This window comes from Aeromicrobium sp. SORGH_AS_0981 (assembly GCF_031453195.1).
In the GTDB taxonomy this organism is placed as follows: Bacteria; Actinomycetota; Actinomycetes; order Propionibacteriales; family Nocardioidaceae; genus Aeromicrobium.
This window is the reverse complement of the sequence record NZ_JAVIZD010000001.1, coordinates 687,158-713,033: the sequence shown is the minus strand read 5'-3', so window position 1 is coordinate 713,033 and position 25,876 is coordinate 687,158. Positions and strand designations below refer to the sequence as shown.

The following is a 25,876-nucleotide window of genomic DNA, read 5'->3' as shown; positions in this document are numbered from 1 at the left end:
CTTACGGAATCTCTCTCGACGGGGTGAGGTCGTGCGCGGAACCACCATTGACCGCACGCCGGTGGTCTTTCGCCTGCCGATGAGCACGGACCCCATCAAATACACCCTGCGCCACGAAGTGCGGAGATCTCCGTGTCACCAACCGTATGAGGAGTCGCCCTGCGACACGGAACGGAAGGCCAAACCAGAGGGCCGGGCCCCGCCTCTTCAAGCAGAGCACTGTAAGGCCGCGAGCACTGTACCGGTCGATAACCCCTCCGGCTTTCGAGTGGGAGACAGACTTCTCGTGCACGGCGATCGCATCCGGGACGGTCAGGAGGTGCAGGCCGCCGTCCAGCACCCGTAGTCCGTAGTCGACGTCTTCCCAGTACATGAAGAATGACTCGTCTAACAATCCGATGCGTTCCAGCGAGGTCGATGGGACGAGCACGCACGCCCAGGTGAGGTAATCGATCGCGCGGCTGCTGAGGTCGTCGGTCGAAGCGAACCAAGGATTGAATGAGCCGCCTGTTGATTGCGGGCTACCGTCCGTATTCATGACTCTAGGGGCGATGAGTCCCACGGGAACCCCATCGCTACGCGTGACCTCGAAGGCGTCGCGCAACCGTTCGAGGGCGCCCGGTAGAAGATAGGCATCGGTGTTGATCACCAGCACCGCGTCGACGCCGCGCTCGAGCGACGACCTCAAACCCGGGTTGATGCCGCCAGCAAAGCCTCGGTTCTCTGCTTGCTCGATGAGTCCGACCCGTGGGCGCACCTGGGGACGCAAGCGCCCCGAGCTCTCGTTGTCGACGACGATGACATTCCGCACGAGTTCCTCGTCGAGAAGCCGGTTGATGGCCTCGGTCGTCCGTTCCTCGTCGTGCCAGTTCAAAAGGAGTGCATCGATCTTGATGCTTCGTCCCTCGTCAGAGATGGTCTGATCGAACGTCACGCTACCTCCTCTCCAATGCACGCTGAAGGCCGACGTCGACCCGTCCGGCCACCTCGTCCCAGGTGGGGCGACTGGGCGGAGTCACCCTCGTTGGATGTTCGAGAAGCTCCGTGACCGCCTCGACCCACGCCTCGATGTCGTCAAGTTCGCTCACGGTCACCGAGCAACCGAGGGAAGCCTCGCTCAAGGCAGGGCAGCCGCGCCAGTGCACGACAGGCGTGCCGCACGAAACGCTCTCCAGAGCTGGCAGCCCGAACCCTTCGGTGCTTGAAGGCACGAGCGTGGCCGTTGCGCCTCGATACTCTTCCGCGAGCTGTTCGTCGCTAGGCGACGAGAGCCACCTGATCCGGGTCGAAACACCCGCGGCCGAGGCCAGCGCCTCCCCGCTCGCTCGTTCGCCGAGTGGCACGAGCACCCGAGCCTCCAATCGTTCTAGAGCGGCGAGGATCTTCAGAACGATCGGAAAGTTCTTGTGCGCGCGGAGGTTGCCCACGAAGAGGATGTACGGAACGGCTGGCTCTTCTCGCGGGGCTCCCGGACTGAATGCGTCAGAGCAGGCATTACCGGTGTTGACGATGTGAACGGAGTCATCGCCAATCCAGCGTCGAATTGCTTCTTCCGAGGTGGACGAGACCGTGAACACCAAGCCCGCTTGTTTCGCTCGCGGACGGATGACGAGGTTGTAGTACGCGTTGTACTTTGCACGGCCGGGCCAGGAAGTCTCGAGATGGATGAGGTCGTGCAGCGTGAGGATTTGGTGGCGTCTGGAGGCGAAGGCGGCGTAGCCAGGTGAGTAGATGACCTGGTCCTGTTCGAGGCTCTTCAGAGATCTCAGCGCATCGAGCGGGGACGCAGGGTGTCCGCCAAGCCCGAGGGGCTCCCAGCGAATACTCAAGCGAGAGAGAACTTCGCGAGCGTAACGGCCGATCCCGTGCTGACCCGTGTACCGATCGTCAACTAGCAAGCGACTCACGTGTTCAACATCCTTCATGGGCGGCGGACGATCGGCGGGGCGCCCGCGGCGGATACGCGCCAGGTCTCATCTTGCGCCTGAGCGACCCAGAACCGCTCGGACTGTCCTCCACAAGATTGCCAGGTCAGCGACCAGCGACCAGTTCTCCACGTAGTACGTGTCGAGTCTGACGGTGTCTTCCCACGAAAGGTCCGATCTACCGGACACCTGCCATAGCCCGGTCATGCCGGGTAGGACTGCCAGCCTCCGTCGGGCGATGTGGTCGTACAGGTCGACCTCGAACTGTCGTTGCGGGCGAGGCCCGACCAGGCTCATCGAGCCGGTGAGGACGTTAAAAAGCTGAGGTAGCTCGTCCAAAGAGAATCGCCTGAGGAATCCCCCCACTGGCGTCAGGCGGGGGTCGTTTGTCAGCTTGGCGAGAGGCCCAACCTCTGCTCCTTCCGCCTTGATCAGGCTCGCGAGCCTCTGATCGGCGTCAGGATGCATCGACCGGAACTTGATCATGGCGAAGGGCTGCCCGTCCTTACCGATGCGTTCCTGTCGATAAAAGATGGGGCCAGCGCTGGTGAGCCTGACCAGGAGAGCTGCGCCAACGAGCAGAGGGGACGTCAAGACCAGTAGTGCTGTGGCGCCGAGGCGATCGAAAACTTGCTTGGGCCATGTTGCAGCGTCGCCGTACGTCGGCTTGTCAACGCTGAGGAACGGCATCGTCCCTACACGACTGAGCTGAATGCGAGATCCCGAGACGTCGACCACGTTGGGCGAGACGAGGAGATCAACGTCAAGACTCTCCAGTTCCCAGGTCAGCTCCTTCAGGCCGGCGTGACCCAGGTGCTCCGTGTCGGTGACGATCACCATTTCAGCCTCCGCCACGCTCAGCGCGGCGTCGAGGTTGCGCTCGGTCCCCATCACGGGCACGAAGGCGTCCGGCACCGGGAGCCACTCGCACAGCGATGTAGCGCGGTCCGGGACCCACACGCCCGTCACGCGGACACCAGACTGCGGGCTGTTGCCGAGGTGGCGCGTGATGTCCTCGGCCGATCGCATGCCGCCGATCACCAGGGCGTTCGTGATCATCGCGCCCCGCTGACGCTGGCGGTTCAGCCACGAGCGCCACACGCGGCGGGTGACGATCAGCCCCAGGAGGCCGAGAGGGAACGTGATGGCGAGGTAGCCGCGCGACGAGTCGATCTTGAAGACGAGGGACGCGATGGCCACGAGCCCGAAGAACGTGACGGACGCGCGGACGATGCGGCGGTACTCCTCGACGCCGTCGCCCAGGACGCGGCTGTCGCGGGTGCGGTAGGCCTGCAGGGCGACCGACCAACCCACGGCAAGAGTGGCGCCGAACGTCCAGTACGAGACGGAGAGCGGGCCGTTGGTGGTGACCTCGGCGTCAGCGCCGAAGCGCAGGACGGCTCCCAGGATGACCACGGCGAAGAGAACAGCGGTGTCGGACAGGAAGACGCGGTGCGCGACCTGCTTGTGCCAGGGCGCGCGATGTGTCGCTGAGCTGTCGATGGCGGGGTCCTCTGGAGGTTCGACGGCGACACCAGGCTCCTGAGTTCGCCGCGCTCTCGAGAGGTCCGCATGGGTTGAGGTCGTCCGACTGACGTCCTGAATGGTCATGTGCACCGTTCTCCGAGCTTCTTCAGTGTGCTCCCCCGGGCCAGCACCCGCTCAGGTTAGGGGGAATTCCAGGGAGAAACGACCACTTTGTGTGAACGAGGTGTGACATCACATGCGGCAAACGGTGATCCCCGACACCTCCGGGACCTGTGCCTCCTGCAACGACAGGGCAATCGACCCGGACGGCGTGCGGGCGAAAGTCAGCGCGGATGCAGTCGGGTCGGACGGGATCGGAGAACGTCGAGACGAATGTGGAGAAAACGCTGACGCGCGTGGAGGCGGTGGGTAGTGTTCTTCTCGAAGCCCCGCTGATTCACCCCCCGAGATCAGCGGGGTTTCTCTATGCCGGAACCGCGCTTCCGCTGGTGACGCAGCCCACCTGGAAGTGACACGTTCTTGTCATCTTTCTTCCCTACCTTCGGATCAGAAGGAGGAGGGTGATGAGACGCACCTGGAGGCGCTGGCGCTGCCGGCTGAAGTACGGATACGCCTGCCCCCACCTGGAGCTGCACACCAGGGAGGGCAGAAAGGGCCTCGGCACGCGGAAGCGCTGACGACCGTCAGTCGACCGAGACCGTGTTGTTGCTCAGGTTCGGGTCGGTGCGACCGGGCGACGTGACCGTCGCGAAGAAACCGGAAGCCTCGGGGGGCGACCAGGACGCCACGAGCGGTCCGGGGTTCGGCCCCGACGCCGTGCAGATCACGACCCTCGACGTCCCGCCTCCGGTGCACGACCAGCCGTTCTGCTGCACCCAGCCCACCGAGAGCTCCTGCGGGAACGTCAGCGTCACCTGCGGGACGTCGCGCGTCGCCACCACCGTCAGTCGCACGATGCGCTCGAGTGCGGTGCTCTCCACCGTCGCCGAGATCGACAGGTCCTCGTCCGGCGTGGGCGTCGGCTCGGGAGTGGGCTCAGGCGTCGGCTCAGGGGTGGGTTCGGTGGTCGGCTCCGGGGTTGGCTGGGTGGTCGGCTCGGGCGTGGGCTCCGGGGTGGGCTCGGTGGTGGGCTTCGGCGTCGGGTCGGGGCGCGCCGGCCGCGGGGTGGGCACGGGCTTCACCGGTGCAGGCTGGGGCCGGGCGTGCTGATCGGCTGGGGCCGGCCGTGCCGCGGGCGGGGACGCCGAGGGCGTCGCCTGCGGCACGGTAGAGGCGAGCGGTCGGAGGGACGGCGCGACCGTGGGCTCGACGGTGGGGGACTCGGACGCCTCAGGCGTGACCTCGGGCAGCGTGGTCACGGCGTCGGGGGACTCCTTCGCGGTCACCCGTGAGGAGTCGTCCTGGCGCGACACGAGCACGGCGCCCACCGCCACTGCCGCGACCAGCACGGTCGCGGCCACGGCGGCGACGACGCCGAGGCCGGCACCGGCCAGGCCGCCCACCCCCGACGCGCCAGCGGCGCCGCCGGACGACGACGAGCCGCCCGACGACGAACCGCCGGTCGTCGACGACGTCGCGACCAGACCGGTGCCCACCGTGCTGCTCGTGGCGCCGAACGCGGCCACGCCCGGCGCGCCGAGCAGCGCGGGCAGCAGGAGCAGGCCCAGGTTGGCGGTGATGCCGCCGACCATCAGCGCGGCCTCGTTGCAGCCCTCGCAGTGCTCGAGGTGCGCCTCGACCTTGGCCAGCGCGCGCGGCCGCAGCTTCCCGCGGTCGTAGGCCGGCAGCAGCTCGCGCACCTCGCGGCACTCCGGGTCGTCGGTCTGGCCCAGGTGCGCGGTGAGGTACGCGTTCCGCAGGCCCTCACGGGCGCGCAGCGCCAGCGACGAGACCGCGTTCGGGCGGATCCCCAGCGTCTGCGCCACCTGCTCGGGCGACTCGTCGTGGATGGTCGTGTGCCACAGCACCGCCTGCCACCGCTCTGGGAGCGTCGCGAACGCCTGGGCCAGCAGGCTCGACTCCTCGCGCAGGTCCACGCCGTCGCCCGCCGCCGGAACCGGCGCCTCGTCGACGTCCTCGTAGAGGTCGACCCGCGACGCTGCCTTCGACGCGCGGTAGAAGCCGTTGCGCACCGACGTGAGCAGGTAGGGGCGGAACGCGAACTCCGGTCCGGCGCCGTTGCGGATCGCGCGGAGCACACCGACGAACGCCTCGGAGGCGAGGTCGTCGGCGGCGGAGCGGCCGGCCAGGGCCGTCGCGAGACGGACGGCCGGGGGGTGGTGGCGCTCGAACAGGGGACCTGCGGCGTCGTCGTCTCCATCGCGGTAGCGCTGGATCAGCTCGGCGTCGCTCGGGTCGAGAAAGAGGTCAGGCATGGGTCGCCATTCGGCTGGTGAAGAGGGATCTGGGGGGTAGCCCTGTCACCAAGAGTGCGTCGTCATCGTCCCGTCACGCAAAATTCGGAAAAAAGATCAAGGAGATCCGCGTGATCGTCCCACCGTGACCCACTCCTTTCCTCTCGTCGGCGGGAACGTCCCGTCATTCCAGGGGCGAGAGGAAGCGGCACACCGTGAGCATCCGAGCCCTGCCCTGCCGACCCCCCACGTTGCGTCTCGTCGGGGGTCCCGGCGACGACATCGCGCACGTCGCCGGACTGCTGGCGCGCTGCACGCCGGGAGGCGGCTGGCAGCCCACGCTCGCGGCACGCCTCGGACGGCTGCACGCCCAGGAGGGCGCCGACCTGCACGGCCTGCTCGCCTGCATCGACGACACCCTCCTCGCCGCCGGCCGCTCGCCGGCCACGCCGCACGTGGCGCGCGCGGCGCTCGAGGCATGGACCAAGGAGCGGTGCCGACGCGGCGAGGACGTCGACAACCCGCTCACCGGCACGCCGGGGGCGGAGCACCTGCGTGGCCAGCTCGAGCGGGTGTGCCTCGCGGCGTCGCCGCGCGTGCTGGTGGCCGAGGTGATCGTCGATGAGCTGGTGCAGTGCGACCGTGGCGCGCTGCGTGATGTGGAGGCCGAGCTGAGTCTCGCGCTGGTGCGCGCCGTCCTCGACGACCAGCTGGGCGCCACCGACCATCGGCACTGCGGGCGTTGGTCGCGCCTGGGCCCGCACCGGCTCGCGGCCCTCGTCGACGTCGCCGACGTCGCGGCCCTCGTGGCCGGGGTGAGCCGGTCACGTCGCTGGCTCGGACGGTGGCGCGCCGACATCGACGTCGCCGCCTGGTTCGAGCCGGTGCCGTCCGAAGCGGGCGCACGGGGCGCGCTCGTCAGGGACCTCGCCATGTGAGGCGAACGAGACCGCCGTCCACGGACGTGACCAGGGGTGCAGGTCCGCGGTGGGGAGCACGCTCCCTCGGGGGGACGGCGCACATGAAGACGCCGGCGGCGACCGACCGGCTCAGAGGTGCTGCGGAGGGAGCAGCACCGGGAGCAACGGCGGTCGCCGCCGGCGACGCGTGCGAAGGATCAGCTGCCGACGTCGAACTTCGGCGACGGTGCAGCGGCAGGGTGCTCGGACGTCGGTCGCTTCGGGGGTGCGATCGACGTCGGACGATCTCGGACGAACTCGCGTTCCATCCAGTGCAGGCGGTTCGCGCCCGTGCGCGGATCCCAGAAGTCGCAGAGCACGAGGCTCTCGTAGGTGTGGGTTGCCATGGCGGGCACGAGCTCCTTGACCTGCTCGCCGCCGTGGTCCCAGAGGCAGCCGACCCAGACGGGCCGGGGGTTCGCCAGCGGCACCGGCGTCCCCGAGGGCGTCGGTTGCTGGTTGATCAGGAGGGACATGTCCCTAACCTATTCACTGAACAGGTTCTGACCAACTTCTGGTTGAAAATTTGTTCACCGACCAGGTCACACCAGCTCGCGGTTGGCGAACTGGTTCAGCTTCTCGCAGACGAACACGACGTGGCGGTGCAGCCACACGGTCGCTGCGGGACCGAACGACGCCGACGTCGCGTCGACCGAGTACGTCAGGCGGCTGCCCGTCAGGTGGTCGTGCAGCTCGATCGTCTCCAGCAGGTCCGCCATCGGCGTCTCGGTGCGCAGCGCGAGGCACTGACCCGCCCTGAAGTCCGCGACGTGCACCGTCGCGTCGACGCCGTGCAGGCCGTTGTGGTGCTTGCACACGTACGACGACGCAGGATCCAGGACCGGGCTGTCGGTGGAGACGCACTCCTCCAGCGCGCTCCACTCGGAGATGTTCTCCAGGGACACGAGCTCGTCCCACAGTCGCTCGCGGGCGAGCGAGGACTCGATCTCGTGACCATCGATGAGCATCCTTGAACGGTAGGTCCGGTTCGGCGCGTCCGCAGTGCGAGAAACCATTGAAACCTCAATCATCTGCGGGGCTGGAGCGCGCGAGCGTCGGCGCTCCTCCCCCGGCGAGCGCTGGCAGCACAGGCGCCACGACGTGCAGGCACCCGTGACATTTCCCACTTGTTACGACCAGGTAGATGAAAAGTTCTTCAACTCCGGTACGGTCGCTCCAACCGATTGCGGGGGAGGACCCCCCGGAACGTGTCCCCGGACGGGGCAACGAGAGGAAACGACACGATGGCAGACGTGGCGGCGGCGCTCGACAAGGCCGGACTGACCAACACGCACGTGCGCGAGTACGTGGAGCACTGGGCGGGGGTGACCGGCGCCTCGCAGATCGAGGTCGTCTCGGCCGCCGACGACGCCCGACTCATCCAGGAGGCGCTCGACGCCGGGGAGCTCCTCCCCGCCGGCGAGGGTCGCTACTACTCCCGCTCCTACTTCAAGGACACCGCACGCGCCGAGGAGCGCACCATCGTCGCCACGCACGACGAGGCCGACAAGGGCGTCTACAACAACTGGCGCCCCGCCACCGAGATGAAGGAGAAGCTGGTCGGGCTCATGACCGGCGCCTCCGAGGGCAAGACGATGTACGTCATCCCCTACCTCATGGCACCGAAGGGCTCGCCCCTCGAGGAGTACGCCGCCGGCGTCGAGCTCACCGACAACCGCAACGTCGTGCTGCAGATGATCCGCATGGCCCGCGTCGGCGCCGAGTACATCAACGACCTCGGCGACTCCTTCGTCCGCGCCGTGCACGTCACCGGCGACCTGGAGAACCTCGGCCAGGGCACCCCCGACGACAAGCGGTACTTCGTCACCGTCGCCGACGAGCGCACCATCCTGCACTTCGGCTCCTCCTACGGCGGAAACGCGCTGCTCGGCAAGATCGCCCACGGCCTGCGCCAGGGCTCCTACGACGGCTGGAAGAACGGCTTCCTCGTCGAGCAGTTCATGCTGCTCGGCATCGTCGACAAGGAGACCGGCAAGAAGTACCACATCTGTGGCGGCTTCCCGTCCGCGTCGGGCAAGACCAACCTCGCCATGACGCTCGCCCCCGACGCCCTCGGCGACCGCTACTACGTCGAGTTCTACGGCGACGACATCGCCTGGCTGTGGGTCGGCGACGACGGCAAGCTCTACGGCATGAACCCCGAGAACGGAGTCTTCGGCGTCGCGAAGGACACCAACGAGAAGACCAACCCGACCGCCGTCGACTCCATCGTCGAGGGCACCGGCGCCATCTTCACCAACGTCGCCTACAACCCCAAGACCCAGGAGGTCTGGTGGGAGGGCAAGGGCGACAAGCCCACCGACCTCGACGGCTGGGAGGACTGGAAGGGCGACCTCATCGCCGACCGTCAGGGCGAGGAGGTCGACGCGCCGTGGGCCCACCCCAACAGCCGCTTCACCACCACGCTGGAGAACGTGCCCAACGTCGCGAAGGACTTCGAGGAGCCGCAGGGCGTCGAGATCCACGGCGTGATCTTCGGTGGCCGCACCCGCGACCGTGAGCCGCTCGTCCGCGCCATCGACGACGTCGCCGAGGGCGTCTACGACGGCCTGACCCTCGGCGCCGAGGCCACGGCCGCCGCCGACGGCCTCGAGGGCGTCCTGCGCTACGACCCGATGTCGATGCGTCCGTTCATGTCCTACTCCGAGGGCGACTACGCCGCCCACTGGCTCGAGGTCTTCTCCCGCGCCCAGAAGAAGCCCGTGTTCGCGCACGTCAACTGGTTCCAGCGCGGCGACGACGGCCGCTTCCTGTGGCCCGGCTACCGCGAGAACCTGCGCCCGCTCGTGTGGCTCATGCAGTACATGAACGGCGAGGTCGAGGGCGAGCGGACGCCTGTCGGCGTCATCCCGAAGCGCGACGAGCTGCTCCTCGAGGGTCTGGACGAGCAGGCCCTGGCCGACCTCGACACGATCCTCACGATCGACGTCGACCGCTGGCGCGAGGAGATCGGCCACCGCCAGGTGCACCTGGAGCAGTTCCACGGACTGCCCGAGGAGATCTGGGAGGCGCACCGCCGCGTCGCCGCGGCACTCGACGACGCCTGAGCCGGTGTCCGCCACGAGCGCGCCGCTGCACCACAGCAAGGCCGAGCTCTTCCGCACGCTCGGGCACCCGGTCCGCATCCGGGTGCTCGAGCTGCTGGAGGACCGGCCGATGGCGGTACGCGAGCTGCTCGCCGACATCGAGGTCGAGTCGTCGTCGCTGTCGCAGCAGCTGGCCGTCCTGCGTCGGGCCGACCTCGTGACGTCGACCCGACGCGGCGGCACCGTCGAGTACGCGCTGGCGACCGACCGCGTCGCCGAGCTGCTCGCCGCCGGCAGGGCCCTGCTCAACGTCCTGCCCTGACCCACCCCCACCCGACCCCGTCCAGCGTCCGCTGGGCGGGGTCGCGTGCGTCTGCGTCCGACGAACGGCTGCGACCGCGTCGCAGTGGTTTCGCAGCGAGCGCCGGGACGGTGGAGCGGTGGCCCGCGCCGGGCGGGCCGAAGGAGGAAGTCATGCCCATCAGTCCGACCCTGAGGCGTGCCACCGCGGGAGCGACGCTGTCACTCGCTGCGGCGGGGCTCGCGCTCGGACCACTCCCCGCCCAGGCGGTGGACGTCGAGCCCGCTGCCGCGGGTCTCACGATCACCCAGCAGAAGCAGCTGCAGGAGAAGGTGGAGCGAGGAGAGATCTCCGCCCAGACCTTCGACTCCGTCGGCTCGACCAGTACCTCGAGGACCGCCGCCGCGTCTGACGACGTCCCCACCCCGACACCTGCTGCACGCAAGCTCCCGTTCAAGCACTGGGGACAGAAGAACGGCTACTTCTGCGGCCCCGCGTCCGGCCAGATGATCGCCCACGCCTACCTCGCCGCGCGGAACGTCTCCACCGCCAGCAGGGCTACGGGTGCCGCGCTGTCGCAGGACGCGATGGGCAACTCCAGCCACATGAAGACCGCGGCCAACGGCAAGACGAGCTGGGGCAGCGGCAACTTCGTGAAGGGGTTGAACGCCTGGCTCGGTGCCGACCACTACCAACAGCTCAACACCCCGACCAGCAGCCAGGTGCGGTCGGCCGTGCTCTCGAACATCGGCCGCAAGGGGATGCCGGTTGCCGCCGACACGGTCGAGTTGGCCGGTGAGCGGCACTACAACGGACACCCGGTCAACCAGACCATCGGCCACTGGATCGTCTTCTACGGGTACCACACCAACGGCGACTTCCTGCAGATCGCTGATCCGTCGTCCAGCATCTGGGGCGACCGCTACGGGACGGTGCCCTACTTCGAGTGGGGAACCAGCTCGTTCACGTCGCAGTGGCTGCGCCACAACGGGATCGCCTGGTGACCGTGCGCATCGTCGGCGTGGCGGTGGCGACGCTCGTCGCCACCGCCACGCTCACCAGCTGCTCCCCGCAGGCCCCGTCGAAGAACGCTGCACCGTCGGCCAGACCCACTCTGACAGCCCTGCCCGACGCACAGCCGGCCGGCGCCGACGAGCTACGGGTCCTCGGCACCAGGCCGGGTCGCCCTGGAGTCACCGTGCTCGGAACGCAGGCGTCGGGCGACCTCGACATCGCCACTTCCCAAGGAAGCGGCACGGACCTCGGGACGCCTCGGGTCGGGACCCTGGGTGACGCGGGGGATCGGACGCTCTCGTACGACACGGCGCCGTCGCGCGCCACGCAGGTCACCGCGCTCTCACACAACGGACGGCATCGGGTGTGGGTGGAGACGTCGAGCACCACGATGGACGCCTTCGACTGGCGTGTGTGGTCCAGCGACGGCAGCGGTCGCACGCTCCTCGGCGACTCCCGTCGGCTCACGGACAGCGTCGCGCGAGCCGTCGGCGAGACGCGCCCCGTGATCGCCGGCAGCACGGCCTACTGGGCAGCCACGGACGGTCGTGGCAGCGACGTCCGCCAGGTCGTGCTCGGACGCGACCTCGACGGTCACGGCGAGGTGCGCCGACTCAAGGACGTGGAGCTACCCGCCTCGGACGGCGCGCACCTGCTCGTCCTCAGCTCGCCACGTTCCCAGGGGCGGGCGGACGGTGGCCCCGCGCACGTGCTGAGTGTCGACCCTGAGACGGGCTCGTCGAACCGTGTTCTCACCATCCCCCTCGACGACGGTGAGCAGGTCAACGCGCTCGCTGCGACGCCGACGCATCTCTCGTGGGTCGTGGCAGGTGACGACGGACGCTCGTCACTCGTCGTCCACGACCGAGCCACGGGCGACGAGCAGGCTGTCGAGCTGCACCAGCCCGGTCTGCCGACCATGAGCCTGCAGCTCACCGACACGTTCGCCGTCTGGGGCAACGGGTCTGCCCCTGGTGATGCGGGCCAGTACCTGCTCGACCTCGACGACCACGACATCTGGAGACTCGGCGACCTTCCGGGGCTCAGCGTCGTGCACGCGTCGGACGACACCGTCGCCTGGGCTGTCGAGGACGAGCACGGCGACGTCGAGTACCGGATCGCGCGCTGGGTCGGATGACGCGTTCGGCCACGGGACGGGCAGGGCGTGCGAGGTCCCTGCGAGGGAGCGCGGCCGCTCGGCACGGGATCAGAGTGGGCCAGCGCCCAGCGGTGGCGTGGGGTGGGGCGGTTTGCTCGACCAGCGAGGGGTTTCGATGGTCGAGTAGTCAGGACGAGCTTGCGAGGTCCTGACGTATCGAGACCACTCGGCAGCGGTTCAGCGTGGGTCGGCCCCCAGCGGTGGCGTGGGGTGGTCTCGATACGTCCGACCGAGCTCCTTCGTCGCCGGTCGCCCTACTCGACCAACGAAACCCGCCGCTGGTCGAGCCGTGGGGTCCCTGTGACGTATCGAGACCGTTCGGCGGCGGTTCAGCGTGGGTCGGCCCCCAGCGGTGGCGTGGGGTGGTCTCGATACGTCCGACCGAGCTCCTTCGTCGCCGGTCGCCCTACTCGACCAACGAAACCCGCCGCTGGTCGAGCGGTGGGGTCCCTGTGACGGAGCGAGATGGTTCGGCGGCGGCTCAGCGTGGGTCGGCCCCCAGTGATGGCGTGGGGTGGTCTCGATACGTCCGACCGAGCTCCTTCGTCGCCGGTCGGCCTACTCGACCAACGAAACCCGCCGCTGGTCGAGCCGTGGGGTCCCTGCGACGGAGCGAGACCGTTCGGCGGCGGCTCAGCGCGGGTCGGCCCCCAGCGGTGGCGTGGGGTGGTCTCGATACGTCCGACCGAGCTCCTTCGTCGCCGGTCGGCCTACTCGACCAACGAAACCCGCCGCTGGTCGAGCCGTGGGGTCCCTGCGACGGAGCGAGACCGTTCGGCGGCGGCTCAGCGTGGGTCGGCCCCCAGCGGTGGCGTGGGGTGGTCTCGATACGTCCGACCGAGCTCCTTCGTCGCCGGTCGGCCTACTCGACCAACGAAACCCGCCGCTGGTCGAGCCGTGGGGTCCCTGCGACGGAGCGAGACCGTTCGGCGGCGGCTCAGCGTGGGCCGGCCCCCAGCGGTGGCGTGGGGTGGTCTCGATACGTCCGACCGAGCTCCTTCGTCGCCGGCTCGGCCTACTCGACCAACGAAACCCGCCGCTGGTCGAGCCGTGGGGTCCTTGCGACGGAGCGAGACCGTTCGGCGGCGGCTCAGCGCGGGCCGGCCCCCAGCGATGGCGTGGAGTGGTCTCGATACGTCCGACCGAGCTCCTTCGTCGCCGGTCGGCCTACTCGACCAACGAAACCCGCCGCTGGTCGAGCGGTGGGGTCCTTGCGACGGAGCGAGATGGTTCGGCGGCGGTTCAGCGTGGGTCGGCCCCCAGCGGTGGCGTGGGGTGGTCTCGATACGTCCGACCGAGCTCCTTCGTCGCCGGTCGGCCTACTCGACCAGCGAAACCCGCCGCTGGTCGAGCCGTGGGGTCCCTGCGACGGAGCGAGATGGTTCGGCGGCGGCTCAGCGTGGGTCGGCCCCCAGCGTCGGCTTGGGGTGGTCTCGATACGCCCGGAGCACGCTCCTTCGTCGCCGGTCGGCCTACTCGACCAACGAAACCCGCCGCTGGTCGAGCCGTGGGGTCCTTGCGACGGAGCGAGACCGTTCGGCGGCGGTTCAGCGTGGGTCGGCCCCCAGTGATGGCGTGGGGTGGTCTCGATACGCACGGAGCACGCTCCTTCGTCGCGGCTCCGCGCTACTCGACCAGCGGTCGGGTGGGCCGCTCGAGCAGCGGTCGGGGGGTCAGTCGCTGCCGAAGAGGTCGCGGGTATAGATCTTGTCGGCCACGTCGGCGAGGTCGGGGGTGTGGCGGTTGACGACGATGACGTCGCTGCGACGCTTCAGCTCCTCGAGGTCGCGCAGGACCTCCGAGCCGAAGAACGGCTCGTCGGGCAGCAGCGGCTCGTACACCAGCACCTCGATGCCCTTCGCCTTCAGCCGCTTCATGACGCCCTGGATGCTCGACGCGCGGAAGTTGTCCGAGCCCGACTTCATCACCAGCCGGTAGATGCCGACCGTCTTCGGCTGACGACGCAGGATGTCCTCGGCGACGAAGTCCTTGCGGGTCGAGTTGGCGTCGACGATCGCGCCGATCAGGTTCTGCGGCACGTCCTCGAAGTTCGCGCGCAGCTGCTTCGTGTCCTTCGGCAGGCAGTAGCCGCCGTAGCCGAACGACGGGTTGTTGTAGTGGCTGCCGATGCGCGGGTCCAGGCCCACGCCCTCGATGATCTGCCGCGAGTCGAGGCCGTGGATCGCCGCGTACGTGTCGAGCTCGTTGAAGTACGCGACCCGCAGCGCCAGGTAGGTGTTGGCGAACAGCTTGATCGCCTCGGCCTCCGTCGAGTCGGTCAGCAGCACCGGCACGTCGTCCTCCAGCGCGCCCTCGCGCAGCAGCTCCGCGAACGCCTCGCCCTCGGCGGTACGGGCGCCCACGACGATCCGCGACGGGTGCAGGTTGTCGTACAGCGCCCGACCCTCGCGCAGGAACTCCGGCGAGAACAGGATCGTCAGGTCCGGGTGCTGCTCGCGGATGCGGGCCGTGAACCCCACGGGCACGGTCGACTTGATGACGATCGCCGCAGCCGGGTTCACCTCGCCGACCGCCGCCACGACGCTCTCGACGGAGCGCGTGTTGAAGTAGTTCGACTGCGGGTCGTAGTCGGTGGGCGTCGCGACCACGACGAACGCCGCGTCCTCGTACGCCGACGCGGCGTCGGTGGTGGCGGTCAGGTCGAGCGGCTTCTCGGCCAGGTACTGCTCGAGCTCGACGTCCTCGATCGGCGACGTGCGCGCGTTGATCTGCTCCACCTTGGCGGCGTCGATGTCGACGGCCACCACCTGGTGGCGCTGGGCGAGGATGACGGCGTTCGACAGGCCGACGTAGCCGGTTCCCACCACTGCGATCTTCATGGCCGCAGCCTAACGTCCGCCTCAGCGGCCCAGACCGCACGCGGTGGTGTGACGTCGTGCTGCGACAGGCCCCCTCAGGTGCTGTCGCGGCACCCGTCCACGCCGCTACGATGATCGCACCCCCGTCGCCTTCCTCACCCCTGGAGAAGGCGGCGGGGCCTCGTCGTCGCCCTCAGCGGGTCAGGACTCGTCGACCGCGTAGGCGTCGGTCCGCTGGACGAAGCGGGTCAGCCGCTCCTGCACGAGCGCCACGTGGTCGTGCAGCCACACCGTGACGGCCGGGCCGAACATCGACGACGTCGCCGCCGCCGTGTAGCGCACCATCGTGCCGCGACCGTCGGGCTCGAGCACGATGCGCTCGTTCACGACCGCCATCGGCGACGCCGTGCGCAGCGCGAACTCGTGCGGCGGGTCGAGGTTCGTGACCACGATCGACGCGTCGAGCTCCTCGTCGCGGTGCTGCAGGACGCACAGGTACGACTGCGCCTGCGCGAGCACGTCGGTGTCGGTGGACAGGCAGCGGCCGACGGCACTCCACTCGCCGAGGGTCTCCAGACGCAGGAGGCTCGCCCACAGCTGGGCACGCGTCTGGGGCGACGCGATCTGGTACTCCTCCGCGATCATGTTTTGACGGTAAGCATCCTGGAGGGCACGCGCATCTCAACGCGCCGTGCGGAGCATCTGGAGAGGTTGACGGTGCGTCAGATCCACCGGCGCCGACGGAACACGGCCCACAGACCGACGCTCACGCAGCCCATCAGCAGCAGCGCGAACGGATACCCCAGCCGCCAGTGCAGCTCGGGCATGCGGTCGAAGTTCATGCCGTAGACGGTGCCGATGAGGGTGGGCGCGAACAGGATGGCCGCCCAGGCCGAGATCCGCTTGACCTCCTCGTTCTGGTCGAGGCTGGCCTCCGTGAGCGCCTTCATCTCCTCGTTCTGCTTCTGCGCCACCAGCGTGGCGTTGACGGTCATGATGTCGCGCAGCAGCTGGCGGAACCCGTCGATCTGCTCGGTCACCTGGGTCAGGTGGTCCTCGACGTCGCGCAGGTAGCGCTGCAGCTCGTCGTCGATGCGGTACTTCGTGAAGCCGCCGGCCAGCGAGCGCAGCACGCGTGCGAGCGGTGCGGCGGCGCGCTGGAACTCGATCACCTCGCGGGTCAGCTCGTAGATGCGCCGCGAGACGCGTGGGTCGCCGGAGAAGACCTCCGTCTCGATCTCGTCGATGTCGTTGGAGAGGCCCGCCACCACCGGCAGGTAGCCGTCGACCACCCGGTCGAGCACCGCGTAGAGGACGGCCTCCGGGCCGAGCCGCAGCAGGTCGGGGTTGCTCTCGAGCCGGCGACGCACGGCCGACAGGTCGGGTGCCTCGCTGTGCCGCAGCGTGACGACGAAGTCGGGCCCGACGAACACGTGCACCTCGCCGAACTCCACCTCCTCGACGTCGTCGAGGTAGCGGGCGGCGCGCAGCACGACGAAGAGGGTGTCGTCGTAGCGCTCGAGCTTGGGCCGCTGGTGGGCGACGATCGCGTCCTCCACGGCGAGGCTGTGCAGGTCGAGCTCGTCGGCGAGCGACCCGAGCTCGTGCTGGTCGGGCCGGTAGAGGCCCACCCACGCGAAGGCGTCGGCGTGCTCGCGCAGTGCGCCGTAGGTGTCGGCGAGCGTGCGGGGCGACGCGACGCGGTCGCCGTCGACGTAGACGGCGCTGTCGACGAGGCTCTCGCGACCGTCGGCCTGGCGGTCGGTGGTCTGGTCCGCGGGCGGCAGGTCCGCGCGGCGACGGTCGGGGGTCGGGTGCTGGCGGCGCACGCGGGTGGTCAGGGTGCGCAGGGACGTGAAGGAACGATCGGACATGACGGACTCCGTCGGGGTGGGCCGCAGGGCTGCGGCGGGCCGGTGCTGACGACGGTGCTGGTCCCGGTGCGGGCGACCGGGGCGACGACGGCGCTCAGGAGCGCGGTCGTCGACTGGGAGGTTCACCGGACACGGCAACCACCTCCCTCGTCAGCCTGCGGACGTTCCACCGACCAGGGTAGCTCGTCCGCCGCGCCTACTCGTCCGTACGGCGGACGGGCGTCACGCGCGAGAAACCTCGGGACGGCAGGATGGTGCCATGACCTCCCCCAGCACCCGGTCGACCGAGCAGATCCTCGCGTCCGACCGCCGTGAGCCCGACGTCGCCCTCTTCGCCGGAGGGGTCGGTTCCGACGAGGAGCACGCGGCGCTGCGGGCGTCGGTGCGACAGCTGACGACGCTGCTGGGCGAGGCGCTCACCCGCCACGAGGGCGCGGAGCTGCTCGAGCTGGTGGAGCGGGTGCGGCACCTCGCGCGACGGCCCGGCGCGGGGTCGGGCGAGCTGCGTGAGGCGCTCGACGGCCTGGAGCCCGAGCGCGCCGTGGTGCTGGCCCGGGCGTTCGCCCTGTACTTCCAGCTGGTCAACATCACCGAGCAGCTGCACCGCTGGCAGGAGCTGACGCTGAGCAGCGAGGGCCCGCTCGCGAGCACCTTCGGGCGCATCGAGGAGGCCCTCGCCGACGGCAGCCTGTCGGCCGAGGAGCTGGCCGACGTGCTCACCCGCGTGGAGTACCGCCCCGTGTTCACCGCCCACCCCACCGAGGCGAGCCGGCGCACGGTGCTGCGGCTGCTGCGCAAGGTCGCCGAGGTCGTGCGCGACCTCGAGGACCCGCGTCGCCCCGCCGCGCACGCCGCGGCCGACGAGCGACGTCTGGCCGAGCTGGTCGACCTGCTGTGGCAGACCGACGAGCTGCGGGTCGTCAAGCCCGAGCCGCTCGACGAGGCGCGTACCGCCGTCTACTACCTGCGCTCGATCGCGTCGGAGGTCGTGCCGGGCCTGCTCGACGAGCTCGACCGGCAGACCGCGCGCGTCGGCGTCGAGCTGGCGCCGGCGGCCCGACCGCTGCGCTTCGGCACGTGGGCCGGCGGCGACCGCGACGGCAACCCGAACGTCACGCCGGAGGTCACGCTCGACGTGCTGCACCTGCAGCACACGTCGGGGCTCGCCGAGCTGGTGACGATGGTCGACGACCTGCTCACCGAGATGACCGCGTCGACGCGCGTGGTCGAGGCCAGCCAGGAGCTGCTCGACAGCCTCGCGGAGGACGCCGAGGCGCTGCCGATCACGTGGAGCACGATCCGTCGCCTCAATGCCGACGAGCCCTACCGTCTCAAGCTGAGCTTCGTGCGCGTGCGGCTGCTGCGCACCCGCGACCGTCTCGTCGACGACACCCCGCACGAGCCCGGTCGCGACTACCTCGGCTTCGACGAGCTGGTGCGCGACCTCGCGCTCGTGCGCGACTCGATGCTGGCGGCCGGCGACGACCTGACCGGCAACGGGTCCATCCGTCGCCTGCTGCGCACCGCGGTCACGTTCGGGGCGGGGCTGGCCACGATGGACGTGCGCGAGCACTCCGCCAAGCACCATGCGGCCCTCGCCGACCTCTACGCCAGGGTCGGCGAGACCGGGTACGGCGACCTCGAGCGCCCGCAGCGCATCGAGCGGCTCGCCGAGGAGCTGCGGTCCGCGCGTCCGCTGCTGGGTGCCGCGGCGGCCGCCGACCGCGAGCGGCTCGGCGACGCGGCGTCGGCGTCGCTGGCGCTCATGGAGACCATCCGCACCGCGCTCGACACGTACGGGCCGGAGGTGGTCGAGACCTACATCGTCTCGATGACGCACGACGTGGACGACCTGTTCGCCGTCGTCGTGCTGGCCCGCGAGGCCGGTCTCGTCGACCTGACAGGCGAGGAGCCGGTGGCGCGCATCGGCTTCGCGCCGCTGTTCGAGACCGTCGCCGAGCTCGAGTCGGCCGGACCCCTGCTCGACGCGCTGCTGTCGGACCCGTCGTACCGCCGCGTGGTCGCGGCGCGAGGCGACCTGCAGGAGATCATGCTCGGCTACTCCGACCCCCCCTGCTCGCCGCTCCTCCCGCTCCTCGAAGGACGCCGGCATCGCCGCGTCGCAGTGGCAGATCCACCGCGCCCAGCGCGCCCTGCGCGACGTCGCCCGCGAGCACGGCGTCCGGCTGCGGCTGTTCCACGGTCGCGGCGGGTCCGTGGGCCGCGGAGGCGGTCCCACGGCCGAGGCGATCATGAGCCAGCCGTACGGCTCGCTCGACGGCGCCATCAAGATCACCGAGCAGGGCGAGGTCATCTCCGACAAGTACGCCCTGCCCGGCCTCGGCCGGCACAACCTCGAGGGCGCGCTCGCCGCGGTCGTGGAGGCGTCGGCGCTGCACCGCACGTCGCTGCTGCCGCGCGAGGTGCTCGACGGCTGGAACGGCACGATGGACGTCGTCGCCGAGCAGGGCAAGCAGGCGTACCGCGCGCTCGTGCGCGACGACGCGCTGGTGCCGTTCTTCGTGGCCGCGACGCCGGTCGACGAGCTGGGCAAGATGAACATCGGCTCGCGCCCGGCGAAGCGCCCGGGCGGTGCCGGTGGCCTCGACGACCTGCGCGCCATCCCGTGGGTCTTCGGGTGGACCCAGTCGCGGATCATCCTGCCCGGCTGGTTCGGCGTCGGCTCGGGCCTGCAGGCTGCGTTCGACGACGGCCGTGAGGACACGCTGCGCGAGATGTACGGGTCGTGGGCGTTCTTCCGCACGTTCCTGTCGAACGTGCAGATGACGCTCGCGAAGACCGACCTCGAGATCGCCTCGTCCTACGTCGACGCGCTGGTGCCCGACGACGCCCGCCACCTGATGGACGTGATCCGTGCCGAGCACGAGCGCACCGTGGGGCAGGTGCTGCGGGTGACCGGCCAGACGTCGCTGCTGGAGTCGGCGCCGGTGCTGCGTCGCACGCTCGAGCTGCGCGACGCCTACCTCGCGCCCCTGCACGCGCTGCAGGTGTCGCTGCTCGGTCGGGCCCGGTCGGCGGAGTCGCCGTCGGCCGAGACCGAGCGGGCGCTGCTGCTGACGATCAACGGCATCGCCGCCGGTCTGCGCAACACCGGCTGAGCGGTCCCGCCACCACGACGACGGCGCTGCCTCCCCGAGCGGGAGGCAGCGCCGTCGTCGTGTGCGGGTGACGCGGGGGTCAGCGGTAGCGGACCCTGAAGTACAGCAGTCCGTCGACGATCGACGTCTGGCGCAGGCGCTTGTCCTGGTTCACCAGCACGCGCTTGCTCGAGCGCTTCGACGGCTTCGTGAAGTAGTCCTGCGACACGAGGAGGTCGTCGTTGCGCACGTCGTTCGCGAGCTGGTCGGCCACGCCCTGCGCCGACGTCGGCTGCTTGGCCGGGAGCGACAGCTCGTCCTCGTCGTCGTAGTAGTAGTCCTCGTCGTCCCAGGGAGCGAAGTCGTCGTAGTAGTAGTCCTCGTCGTCCCAGTTGTTGGTGTTGCCACCGGTGATGACGATGCGGCCGGTGCCGATCGCGGTCGACGCGGGACGCACCTCGGTGGTCACGTAGCGCTTGGTGGCCTTCGAGTACCGGTTCGCGCGGTCGAGGGTGATGCGCAGCTTGATCGTGCGTCCCTTGGTGGCGGTGATGGTGCCACCCTCGCGCAGCTTCACCCAGCGGCGCTTCTTCGTGTCGTAGCGCTCGGCGGCCGTGACCTTGAGCGCCTTGTACGGCGACGTGAGGGTGTCGTCGATGGTCACGTCGGTGACGTCGATGTTCGAGAACGGGTTGTCCTGCAGCGCCTCGATGTTCGACGCGACACCGGTGCCGACGAACTCCGCGAGGTAGTCCCGGCGGCTGTAGCGGTCGGTGCGGCGCATCTCGACGGGCTTGCCGTTGACGGTGCTCGTGCCCTTGACCGTCCAGGTCACGAGCGACTCGCCGCCGGCCAGCTGGTCCTGGGCGAGGGCGGCGTCGCGGTAGGCGTGCGTGGCGGCGATCTCGGCCAGGGCGTCCGGGTTGGGGACGGACGACAGGTAGGTGCGGGCCGGCTTGCCGTCGGACGAGGCCGTCGAGGTGACGGTCGTGGTGAGCGGCAGTGCGCCGAGGCGACCGAACACGCCGGCGAGGCCGTCGTGCAGGAGCGTGCCCTGCGGGGCGCCCAGGTTGGCCAGCTTGTACGACTCGCCGCCGTCGGCCTGGATCAGCGCCGTCGACGCGTTGTGCAGGGTGCGCTGGGCGTTCGCGAACTCCATGGGGTGGCCGAAGCCGACGACGTCGCCGTCGCACACGAGCGACGCGGTGCCGAGCGCGTAGGAGGCGATCGACCCGTAGGAGTCGGCGACGGCCAGGTTGCCGCCCGCGACGATGGGTGCGTCGGCGGCGGCACCGCCGCTGGCGCCCGCGATGACGGTGCGGGCCGTGTTGCCGGCGCGCTTGGCGATGCTGGCGTAGCCGCGGCCGAGGCTGCTGGGCAGCGTGATGGCGGTGACGGGCTTGATGCTGCGCGCGCCGGTGCCGAGCTCGCTGCGGTCGGCGCCGGCGGCGACGAGGCGGTTCTTCTCGCGCGACGTCAGGCGGATGCTGGCGGGCGCCTGGCCGCCGTTGGCGCGCAGGGCCTGCAGGGCCGCGGCGGGCGTGACGCCGGCGATCGAGGAGCCCTGCGAGCCGCCGAACGTGTAGGCGACGGCGCCGATGAGGCGGCCGTCGGCGGCGTACACGGGGGAGCCGGACATGCCCGACCAGACGCCGGCGTCGATGGTGCCGTCGGCCTTGGTGATGCGCGAGCCCTTGAGGTCGAAGACGAGCGTGTCGCCGTCGTCGCTCCTCAGGGTGTCGAGGTAGGTGCCCGTGAACGACTCCGGCTCGACCTTCGACGACGGGCGACCGGGGGTGACGCCGGCGGTGGTGAGACCGGTGACCTCCTGACCCTCCTCGAGCTGGTCGGCGGGGTACGTCTCGCACGCGGCGGACGACGAGGGGGCGTCGGTCGGCTCGGCCTGGGCGGGCGCGGCCACGAGGCCGACGGTGCTGGCGACGAGTGCGGCGGATGCGCACAGCGCCGGCAGCGCCAGACGACTGCTGGTCATGGGTCCTTCTCTCTCCACGGTGCCCCACCACGGGGCGGCTGCGCTCACCGTAGTGGGCGCGGACGTGGTTCCTGGGCGGATTCACCAAACAGACACCTGTCGTCGGTGGACCGGGCGGGACTTTGCGTAGCGACGGCCCCGGTTGCACGACGCCGAGGGGCGTCCCGTAGACTCTTCGCTGTCCTTCGGGACGTGCGCCCGTAGCTCAACGGATAGAGCATCTGACTACGGATCAGAAGGTTTGGGGTTCGAATCCCTACGGGCGCGCAGACGAGGCCCGGAGCATCTGAGGATGCTCCGGGCCTCGTGGGCCTCGTGGGCCTCGTGGGCGTCGTGGGGGACCGGGGGCAGTCCGGGGTGGACGCACGACTCTGCGTCCGCGTGCCACGGTCGAAGGATGTTGCGTTCGCGACGGGATCCCGTCGTGAACGCAGCATCGTCGGGTGCCGTGGACCTCGACGGAGGACCGTAAGGTCGGTCTCAATGCACGGAGCAGGTATCGAGATGGCTGGGAGGGGCAGGCGATGCTCGACTCTCTCTTGGCTCTGGACATCGTCTGCGAGGTCCTGGACCGGCTCGACCGCTCCCAGACCCCCGCCGCGGCGTACCGAGCGGCATGGAAGAAGCGTGGGACGAACGGCGACGCGGGTCCCGATCTGCTCCTCGAGGAGATGAAGCGCCGCTCGGTTCCCGGCGCCTACGCGCCTCTCGACGACCCTCGGCTCGCCGTGCCGCTCGCCCTCTGGCACGCGGGGGTCGAGCCGCGCGCAGCGCGCCGCTCCATCAAGGCCGGACGCGTCCGTGACTGACTCCGCGCTCGTGCCAAGGGTCGAAGGATGCTGCGTTGGCCACGGGATCCCGTCACGAACGCAGCATCCTTCGGGGCTGGACGCAGGACGGCAGAATCCTGCGTCCAGCCGTCCCCTCACCCCCGCCTCGGTCCCCTCAAGGGGCCGGCCATGGCGTGGTAGCCGCCGTCGACGTGCAGGATCTCGCCGGTGACGGCTCGTGCGAGGTCGGAGAAGAGGTAGCAGACCGAGTCGGCGACGGGCTTGGTGTCGCGGGGGTCCCACGGCAGTGGCGACCGCTGCTCCCACGCGCCGAGCAGCTCCTCGAAGCCGGGGATGCCGCTGGCGGCGCGGGTGTGGACGGGGCCGGCCGCTACCAGGTTGGTACGGATGCCGATCGCGCCGAGGTCGCGGGCGAGGTAGCGGTTGAGCGACTCCAGCCCCGCCTTGCACACCCCCATCCAGTTGTAGACCGACCACGCGCCGGCGGCGTCGAAGTCGAGACCGACGAGGCTGGCCCCCGACGCCGGACTGAGACGGCGCAGCACCTCCGCCAGCTCCGCGTAGGAGACGGTGCTCGTGCGGAACGCCTGCTCGAGCTGGGCGGGGTCGACCCCCAGCATCGAGCCCGACAGCGCCGCCCTCGGTGCGAACGCGATGGCGTGCAGCGCCGCGTCGAGACGTCCGTAGCGGTCGCCGACGGCCTCGACCAGCTCCACGCCCGCGCCCGGTCGGGTGACGTCGTAGGTGAGGACGGTGTCGACGTCGAGCGACTGCGCGGCCTCCGTCGCGCGCTCGAGGTCGCGGTCGAGGGCGGTGAGCACGACCTCGGCGCCCAGGTCGCGGGCCCGTCGGGCCACGCCGTAGGCGATGCTCTCGGTGGTGACGACGCCCGTCACCAGCACGACCTTGCCGACCAGCAGCCCCGCGCTCACGCGAGCACCCCGGCGATCGCGTGGTACAGCGGGATGCCGAGGACGATGTTGAACGGGAACGTGATGCCGAGCGACATCGTGAGGTAGCGCGACGGCAGCGCCTCCGGGATCGCGTGGCGCGCCACGGCCGGGACGACGATGTACGAGCCGCTGGCGGCCAGCACGGTCAGCAGCGTCAGGTCGCCGACGGACAGACCGGTCAGGACGCCCAGGACCAGCGCGAGCGTCGCGCCGAAGAGCGGCATCACGACGGCGAAGCCGATCAGGAACGGCGGGACCCCCTTGACCTCGCGCAGCTGCCGGGCCACGACGAGGCCCATGTCGAGCAGGAAGAACGCGAGCAGCCCCTTGAAGAGGTCGTGCAGCAGCGGTGCCATGGTCTCGGCGCCGGTCGAGCCGGAGGCGACGCCGATGACCAGCGAGCCGACGAGGAGCAGGAACGTGCCCTCCGTGAACGCCCCGCGCAGGACGCTGCCCACGGTGGTGCCGGCCGGGGGCAGGTCCGACGTCGGCGGCGTGGGGGCGTCGGGTCCGGAGTCGGTGGCCCGCGCGGCCACGAGGGCCGGCTCGGCCACCTGCCGCTGCGCGCGCACCCAGGTGGCGAGCAGCACGGCCATGACCACCGCGGGCGTCTCCATCATGACGAGCGCCACGGTCATGTAGCCGCCCGGCTCGTCGCCGCGTGAGGTCACGAACTGCGTCGCCGCGACGAAGGTGACGGCGCTGACGGAGCCGTACGTGGCCGCGATCGCCGCCGCGTCGAAGGGCGCCACCCGACGCCGCAGCACGCGGTACCCGACGACCGGGATGACGACGGACAGGAGCACCGCGAGACCCATCACGGTGAGGGCGGTGCTGGTGATGCCGGTGGCCGCGAGCGCCTCGCCGCCCTTGAAGCCGATCGACATGAGCAGGTAGAGGGACAGGAACTTCGTGACGGCAGGCGGCACCTCGAGGTTCGAGCGCAGGGTGCCGGCGAGCAGCCCGAGGACGAAGAACAGGATGACCGGGTCGGTGAGGTTGCTGAGCATGGAGAGATCCATGGGGACTCCTGGGCTGGCAGGGGGATCTCGTCCGCGCGGTGTCGCCACCCCGTCCGGCGCCGAGCGGTGAGAGATCGTTAACGGGAAGCACGATACCGGTATTGAGATGCCGGTGTGGCAGACGTGAGGCACGACACCTCCGCGGCTAGGCTGTGCGCGTGACGTCGGAGCGCTCCTCGTGGACCTTTCTCAGCAACCACGGCCACGTGCTCGTCCTCGTCGCGCGTGAGCCGGGCATCCTGCTCACCAGCCTCAGCGAGCGGGTCGGCATCTCCGAGCGCGCCGCCCGCACGATCCTGCGCGACCTCGAGGAGGCCGGGTACCTCACGCGCACCAAGGTCGGACGTCGCAACCGCTACGAGGTGCACCCCGACGGTCCCCTGCGCCACCCCGAGGAGTCGACCACCATGGTCAGCGACCTCCTCGCCGCCTTCGGCCGCTGAGCGGCGCGTCGGCCTCTACGGGCGGGACGGCTCGTCGTCCCAGCCGGGCACGACGACGACGTCGATGCCCTCGGACTCCCACAGCGAGATGACGTTCGGGTTGTCGTCCCAGGCGCGGACGACGCGGTAGCGCTGGCGCACCTGGGCCAGGACGTCGCGCTTGACCTCGACGTCGGGGCGGCCGTCGTGCTCGCCGCGCAGGCACAGGTGGTCCGACGGCACGTCGTGCAGCGCCAGCCAGAACGACGTGCCCGCGCGCCAGTGCTCGCGGCGGGCGGTCACCACGACGACGGCCCGACCCTCCCGCGCCGCGGCCCGTGCGCCGTCGACGACCCAGGCGTGCGGCGGGCAGCCGAGCGCAGCCTCGTGGAACGCCTCGAAGTTGCGTCGCTCCCCACGCACGTGGTGCCGGACGCCCGAGACGTCGCACAACGTGCCGTCGACGTCGAAGATCTCGGCCTCCCTCATGGGCAGGAGCCTACGAGGGCGAGTGCCGCGGACGGTCCAGGTCGGCGAAGTCGAGGGACGAGCTGCCCCGTGCCGGCCACATCACCGGTACAGCGGGATCGTGATCGTTCGGGAAGGCCCGCGGCCTCCCTCCCCGCTCCATGTGCACGTCAACGCCGCCTTGAGGTA

At 70.1% G+C, this 25,876-nt stretch carries 21 protein-coding genes, 1 tRNA gene and 1 pseudogene; 10 read left to right on the top strand and 13 right to left on the bottom strand.

Features of this window, described 5'->3' with window-relative positions; all coding sequences use genetic code 11:
- Window position 1: 1 nt before the first annotated feature.
- From QE370_RS03725 to QE370_RS03710, 4 genes are all read right to left on the bottom strand, one after another.
- A complete protein-coding gene (locus QE370_RS03725) occupies window positions 2-934 on the bottom strand; it encodes a glycosyltransferase family 2 protein (RefSeq protein WP_309633479.1) in 933 nt (310 codons plus the stop codon).
- Between the two features lies 1 nt (window position 935).
- On the bottom strand, window positions 936-1,907 hold the full coding sequence (locus tag QE370_RS03720; protein WP_309633478.1) for a glycosyltransferase family 1 protein: 972 nt from the start codon (window positions 1,905-1,907) through the stop codon (window positions 936-938).
- A gap of 66 nt (window positions 1,908-1,973) precedes the next feature.
- Entirely contained in the window at window positions 1,974-3,536 is a 1,563-nt protein-coding gene (locus QE370_RS03715) for a sugar transferase (protein ID WP_309633477.1), read from the bottom strand.
- 560 nt (window positions 3,537-4,096) lie between these two features.
- The gene (locus QE370_RS03710) at window positions 4,097-5,788 is read right to left on the bottom strand and encodes a sigma-70 family RNA polymerase sigma factor (protein WP_309633476.1); all 1,692 of its coding nucleotides are present in this window, start codon (window positions 5,786-5,788) and stop codon (window positions 4,097-4,099) included.
- A gap of 194 nt (window positions 5,789-5,982) precedes the next feature.
- Here QE370_RS03710 and QE370_RS03705 point away from each other — a divergent pair, with 194 nt between their 5' ends.
- The gene (locus tag QE370_RS03705; protein WP_309633475.1) at window positions 5,983-6,705 is read left to right on the top strand and encodes a hypothetical protein; all 723 of its coding nucleotides are present in this window, start codon (window positions 5,983-5,985) and stop codon (window positions 6,703-6,705) included.
- Window positions 6,706-6,884: 179 nt separating this feature from the next.
- Here QE370_RS03705 and QE370_RS03700 read toward each other — a convergent pair whose 3' ends face one another.
- Together QE370_RS03700 and QE370_RS03695 are read right to left on the bottom strand one after the other, a co-directional pair.
- Window positions 6,885-7,202, bottom strand: a complete 318-nt coding sequence (locus QE370_RS03700; RefSeq protein WP_253025173.1) for a hypothetical protein — start codon at window positions 7,200-7,202, stop codon at window positions 6,885-6,887.
- A gap of 66 nt (window positions 7,203-7,268) precedes the next feature.
- Entirely contained in the window at window positions 7,269-7,694 is a 426-nt protein-coding gene (locus tag QE370_RS03695; RefSeq protein ID WP_309633474.1) for a hypothetical protein, read from the bottom strand.
- 276 nt (window positions 7,695-7,970) lie between these two features.
- On the opposite strand from QE370_RS03695, the gene QE370_RS03690 reads away from it, so the two are divergent.
- The 4 genes from QE370_RS03690 (at window position 7,971) to QE370_RS03675 (ending at window position 12,226) form a co-directional block, all read left to right on the top strand.
- Window positions 7,971-9,794 carry a phosphoenolpyruvate carboxykinase (GTP) gene (locus QE370_RS03690; RefSeq protein WP_253025169.1) on the top strand — a complete coding sequence of 608 codons (1,824 nt, stop codon included), beginning with the start codon at window positions 7,971-7,973 and terminating at the stop codon, window positions 9,792-9,794.
- 4 nt (window positions 9,795-9,798) lie between these two features.
- Window positions 9,799-10,095 carry a helix-turn-helix transcriptional regulator gene (locus tag QE370_RS03685; protein WP_067860570.1) on the top strand — a complete coding sequence of 99 codons (297 nt, stop codon included), beginning with the start codon at window positions 9,799-9,801 and terminating at the stop codon, window positions 10,093-10,095.
- Between the two features lie 152 nt (window positions 10,096-10,247).
- Window positions 10,248-11,078: a C39 family peptidase gene (locus QE370_RS03680; protein ID WP_309633473.1), complete on the top strand. Its 831-nt coding sequence runs from the start codon at window positions 10,248-10,250 to the stop codon at window positions 11,076-11,078.
- Window positions 11,075-12,226 (top strand): hypothetical protein, encoded by a 1,152-nt coding sequence (locus tag QE370_RS03675; protein ID WP_309633472.1) that lies wholly within the window; start codon window positions 11,075-11,077, stop codon window positions 12,224-12,226. The genes QE370_RS03680 and QE370_RS03675 overlap by 4 nt, the downstream gene beginning before the upstream one ends.
- Before the next feature lie 1,694 nt (window positions 12,227-13,920).
- Here the strand turns inward: QE370_RS03675 and QE370_RS03670 are convergent.
- The 3 genes from QE370_RS03670 to corA all read right to left on the bottom strand — a co-directional run bounded on the left by QE370_RS03670 (window position 13,921) and on the right by corA (window position 16,940).
- Window positions 13,921-15,087: a nucleotide sugar dehydrogenase gene (locus QE370_RS03670; protein ID WP_309633471.1), complete on the bottom strand. Its 1,167-nt coding sequence runs from the start codon at window positions 15,085-15,087 to the stop codon at window positions 13,921-13,923.
- A 180-nt stretch (window positions 15,088-15,267) separates the two neighbouring features.
- Window positions 15,268-15,711 (bottom strand): hypothetical protein, encoded by a 444-nt coding sequence (locus tag QE370_RS03665; protein WP_309633470.1) that lies wholly within the window; start codon window positions 15,709-15,711, stop codon window positions 15,268-15,270.
- Between the two features lie 77 nt (window positions 15,712-15,788).
- Window positions 15,789-16,940 carry a magnesium/cobalt transporter CorA gene (gene corA, locus QE370_RS03660; protein WP_309633469.1) on the bottom strand — a complete coding sequence of 384 codons (1,152 nt, stop codon included), beginning with the start codon at window positions 16,938-16,940 and terminating at the stop codon, window positions 15,789-15,791.
- Window positions 16,941-17,199: 259 nt separating this feature from the next.
- On the opposite strand from corA, the pseudogene QE370_RS03655 reads away from it, so the two are divergent.
- Window positions 17,200-18,996, top strand: a pseudogene (locus QE370_RS03655) (phosphoenolpyruvate carboxylase); the annotation flags it as partial.
- Window positions 18,997-19,051: 55 nt separating this feature from the next.
- Window positions 19,052-20,059, top strand: coding sequence for a phosphoenolpyruvate carboxylase (locus tag QE370_RS03650; RefSeq protein WP_309635228.1), 1,008 nt, complete (start codon window positions 19,052-19,054; stop codon window positions 20,057-20,059).
- 79 nt (window positions 20,060-20,138) lie between these two features.
- On the opposite strand, the gene QE370_RS03645 is transcribed toward QE370_RS03650, so the two are convergent.
- Window positions 20,139-22,031 (bottom strand): hypothetical protein, encoded by a 1,893-nt coding sequence (locus tag QE370_RS03645; RefSeq protein ID WP_309633468.1) that lies wholly within the window; start codon window positions 22,029-22,031, stop codon window positions 20,139-20,141.
- A 194-nt stretch (window positions 22,032-22,225) separates the two neighbouring features.
- On the opposite strand from QE370_RS03645, the gene QE370_RS03640 reads away from it, so the two are divergent.
- A tRNA-Arg gene (locus tag QE370_RS03640) sits at window positions 22,226-22,298 on the top strand.
- A gap of 257 nt (window positions 22,299-22,555) precedes the next feature.
- Window positions 22,556-22,840, top strand: a complete 285-nt coding sequence (locus tag QE370_RS03635) for a hypothetical protein (protein WP_309633467.1) — start codon at window positions 22,556-22,558, stop codon at window positions 22,838-22,840.
- A gap of 116 nt (window positions 22,841-22,956) precedes the next feature.
- On the opposite strand, the gene QE370_RS03630 is transcribed toward QE370_RS03635, so the two are convergent.
- Both QE370_RS03630 and QE370_RS03625 read right to left on the bottom strand, forming a co-directional pair.
- Window positions 22,957-23,754, bottom strand: coding sequence for an SDR family oxidoreductase (locus QE370_RS03630; RefSeq protein WP_309633466.1), 798 nt, complete (start codon window positions 23,752-23,754; stop codon window positions 22,957-22,959).
- A complete protein-coding gene (locus QE370_RS03625; RefSeq protein ID WP_253025145.1) occupies window positions 23,751-24,797 on the bottom strand; it encodes a sodium-dependent bicarbonate transport family permease in 1,047 nt (348 codons plus the stop codon). The genes QE370_RS03630 and QE370_RS03625 overlap by 4 nt, the downstream gene beginning before the upstream one ends.
- 158 nt (window positions 24,798-24,955) lie before the next feature.
- Between QE370_RS03625 and QE370_RS03620 the strand changes: the two genes are divergently transcribed.
- The gene (locus QE370_RS03620; RefSeq protein WP_067860540.1) at window positions 24,956-25,240 is read left to right on the top strand and encodes a winged helix-turn-helix domain-containing protein; all 285 of its coding nucleotides are present in this window, start codon (window positions 24,956-24,958) and stop codon (window positions 25,238-25,240) included.
- Window positions 25,241-25,255: 15 nt separating this feature from the next.
- On the opposite strand, the gene QE370_RS03615 is transcribed toward QE370_RS03620, so the two are convergent.
- Window positions 25,256-25,708: a hypothetical protein gene (locus tag QE370_RS03615; RefSeq protein ID WP_309633465.1), complete on the bottom strand. Its 453-nt coding sequence runs from the start codon at window positions 25,706-25,708 to the stop codon at window positions 25,256-25,258.
- Window positions 25,709-25,876: the final 168 nt, after the last annotated feature.

Bases quoted from the DNA above. Each gene is read 5' to 3' on its own strand.
- QE370_RS03715 (WP_309633477.1), bottom strand. From the start codon at position 3,536: ATGACCATTCAGGACGTCAGTCGGACGACCTCAACCCATGCGGACCTC.
- QE370_RS03710 (WP_309633476.1), bottom strand. From the start codon at position 5,788: ATGCCTGACCTCTTTCTCGACCCGAGCGACGCCGAGCTGATCCAGCGC.
- QE370_RS03700 (WP_253025173.1), bottom strand. From the start codon at position 7,202: ATGTCCCTCCTGATCAACCAGCAACCGACGCCCTCGGGGACGCCGGTG.
- QE370_RS03695 (WP_309633474.1), bottom strand. From the start codon at position 7,694: ATGCTCATCGATGGTCACGAGATCGAGTCCTCGCTCGCCCGCGAGCGA.
- QE370_RS03690 (WP_253025169.1), top strand. From the start codon at position 7,971: ATGGCAGACGTGGCGGCGGCGCTCGACAAGGCCGGACTGACCAACACG.
- QE370_RS03680 (WP_309633473.1), top strand. From the start codon at position 10,248: ATGCCCATCAGTCCGACCCTGAGGCGTGCCACCGCGGGAGCGACGCTG.
- QE370_RS03670 (WP_309633471.1), bottom strand. From the start codon at position 15,087: ATGAAGATCGCAGTGGTGGGAACCGGCTACGTCGGCCTGTCGAACGCC.
- QE370_RS03665 (WP_309633470.1), bottom strand. From the start codon at position 15,711: ATGATCGCGGAGGAGTACCAGATCGCGTCGCCCCAGACGCGTGCCCAG.
- corA (WP_309633469.1), bottom strand. From the start codon at position 16,940: ATGTCCGATCGTTCCTTCACGTCCCTGCGCACCCTGACCACCCGCGTG.
- QE370_RS03645 (WP_309633468.1), bottom strand. From the start codon at position 22,031: ATGACCAGCAGTCGTCTGGCGCTGCCGGCGCTGTGCGCATCCGCCGCA.
- QE370_RS03635 (WP_309633467.1), top strand. From the start codon at position 22,556: ATGCTCGACTCTCTCTTGGCTCTGGACATCGTCTGCGAGGTCCTGGAC.
- QE370_RS03625 (WP_253025145.1), bottom strand. From the start codon at position 24,797: ATGGATCTCTCCATGCTCAGCAACCTCACCGACCCGGTCATCCTGTTC.
- QE370_RS03615 (WP_309633465.1), bottom strand. From the start codon at position 25,708: ATGAGGGAGGCCGAGATCTTCGACGTCGACGGCACGTTGTGCGACGTC.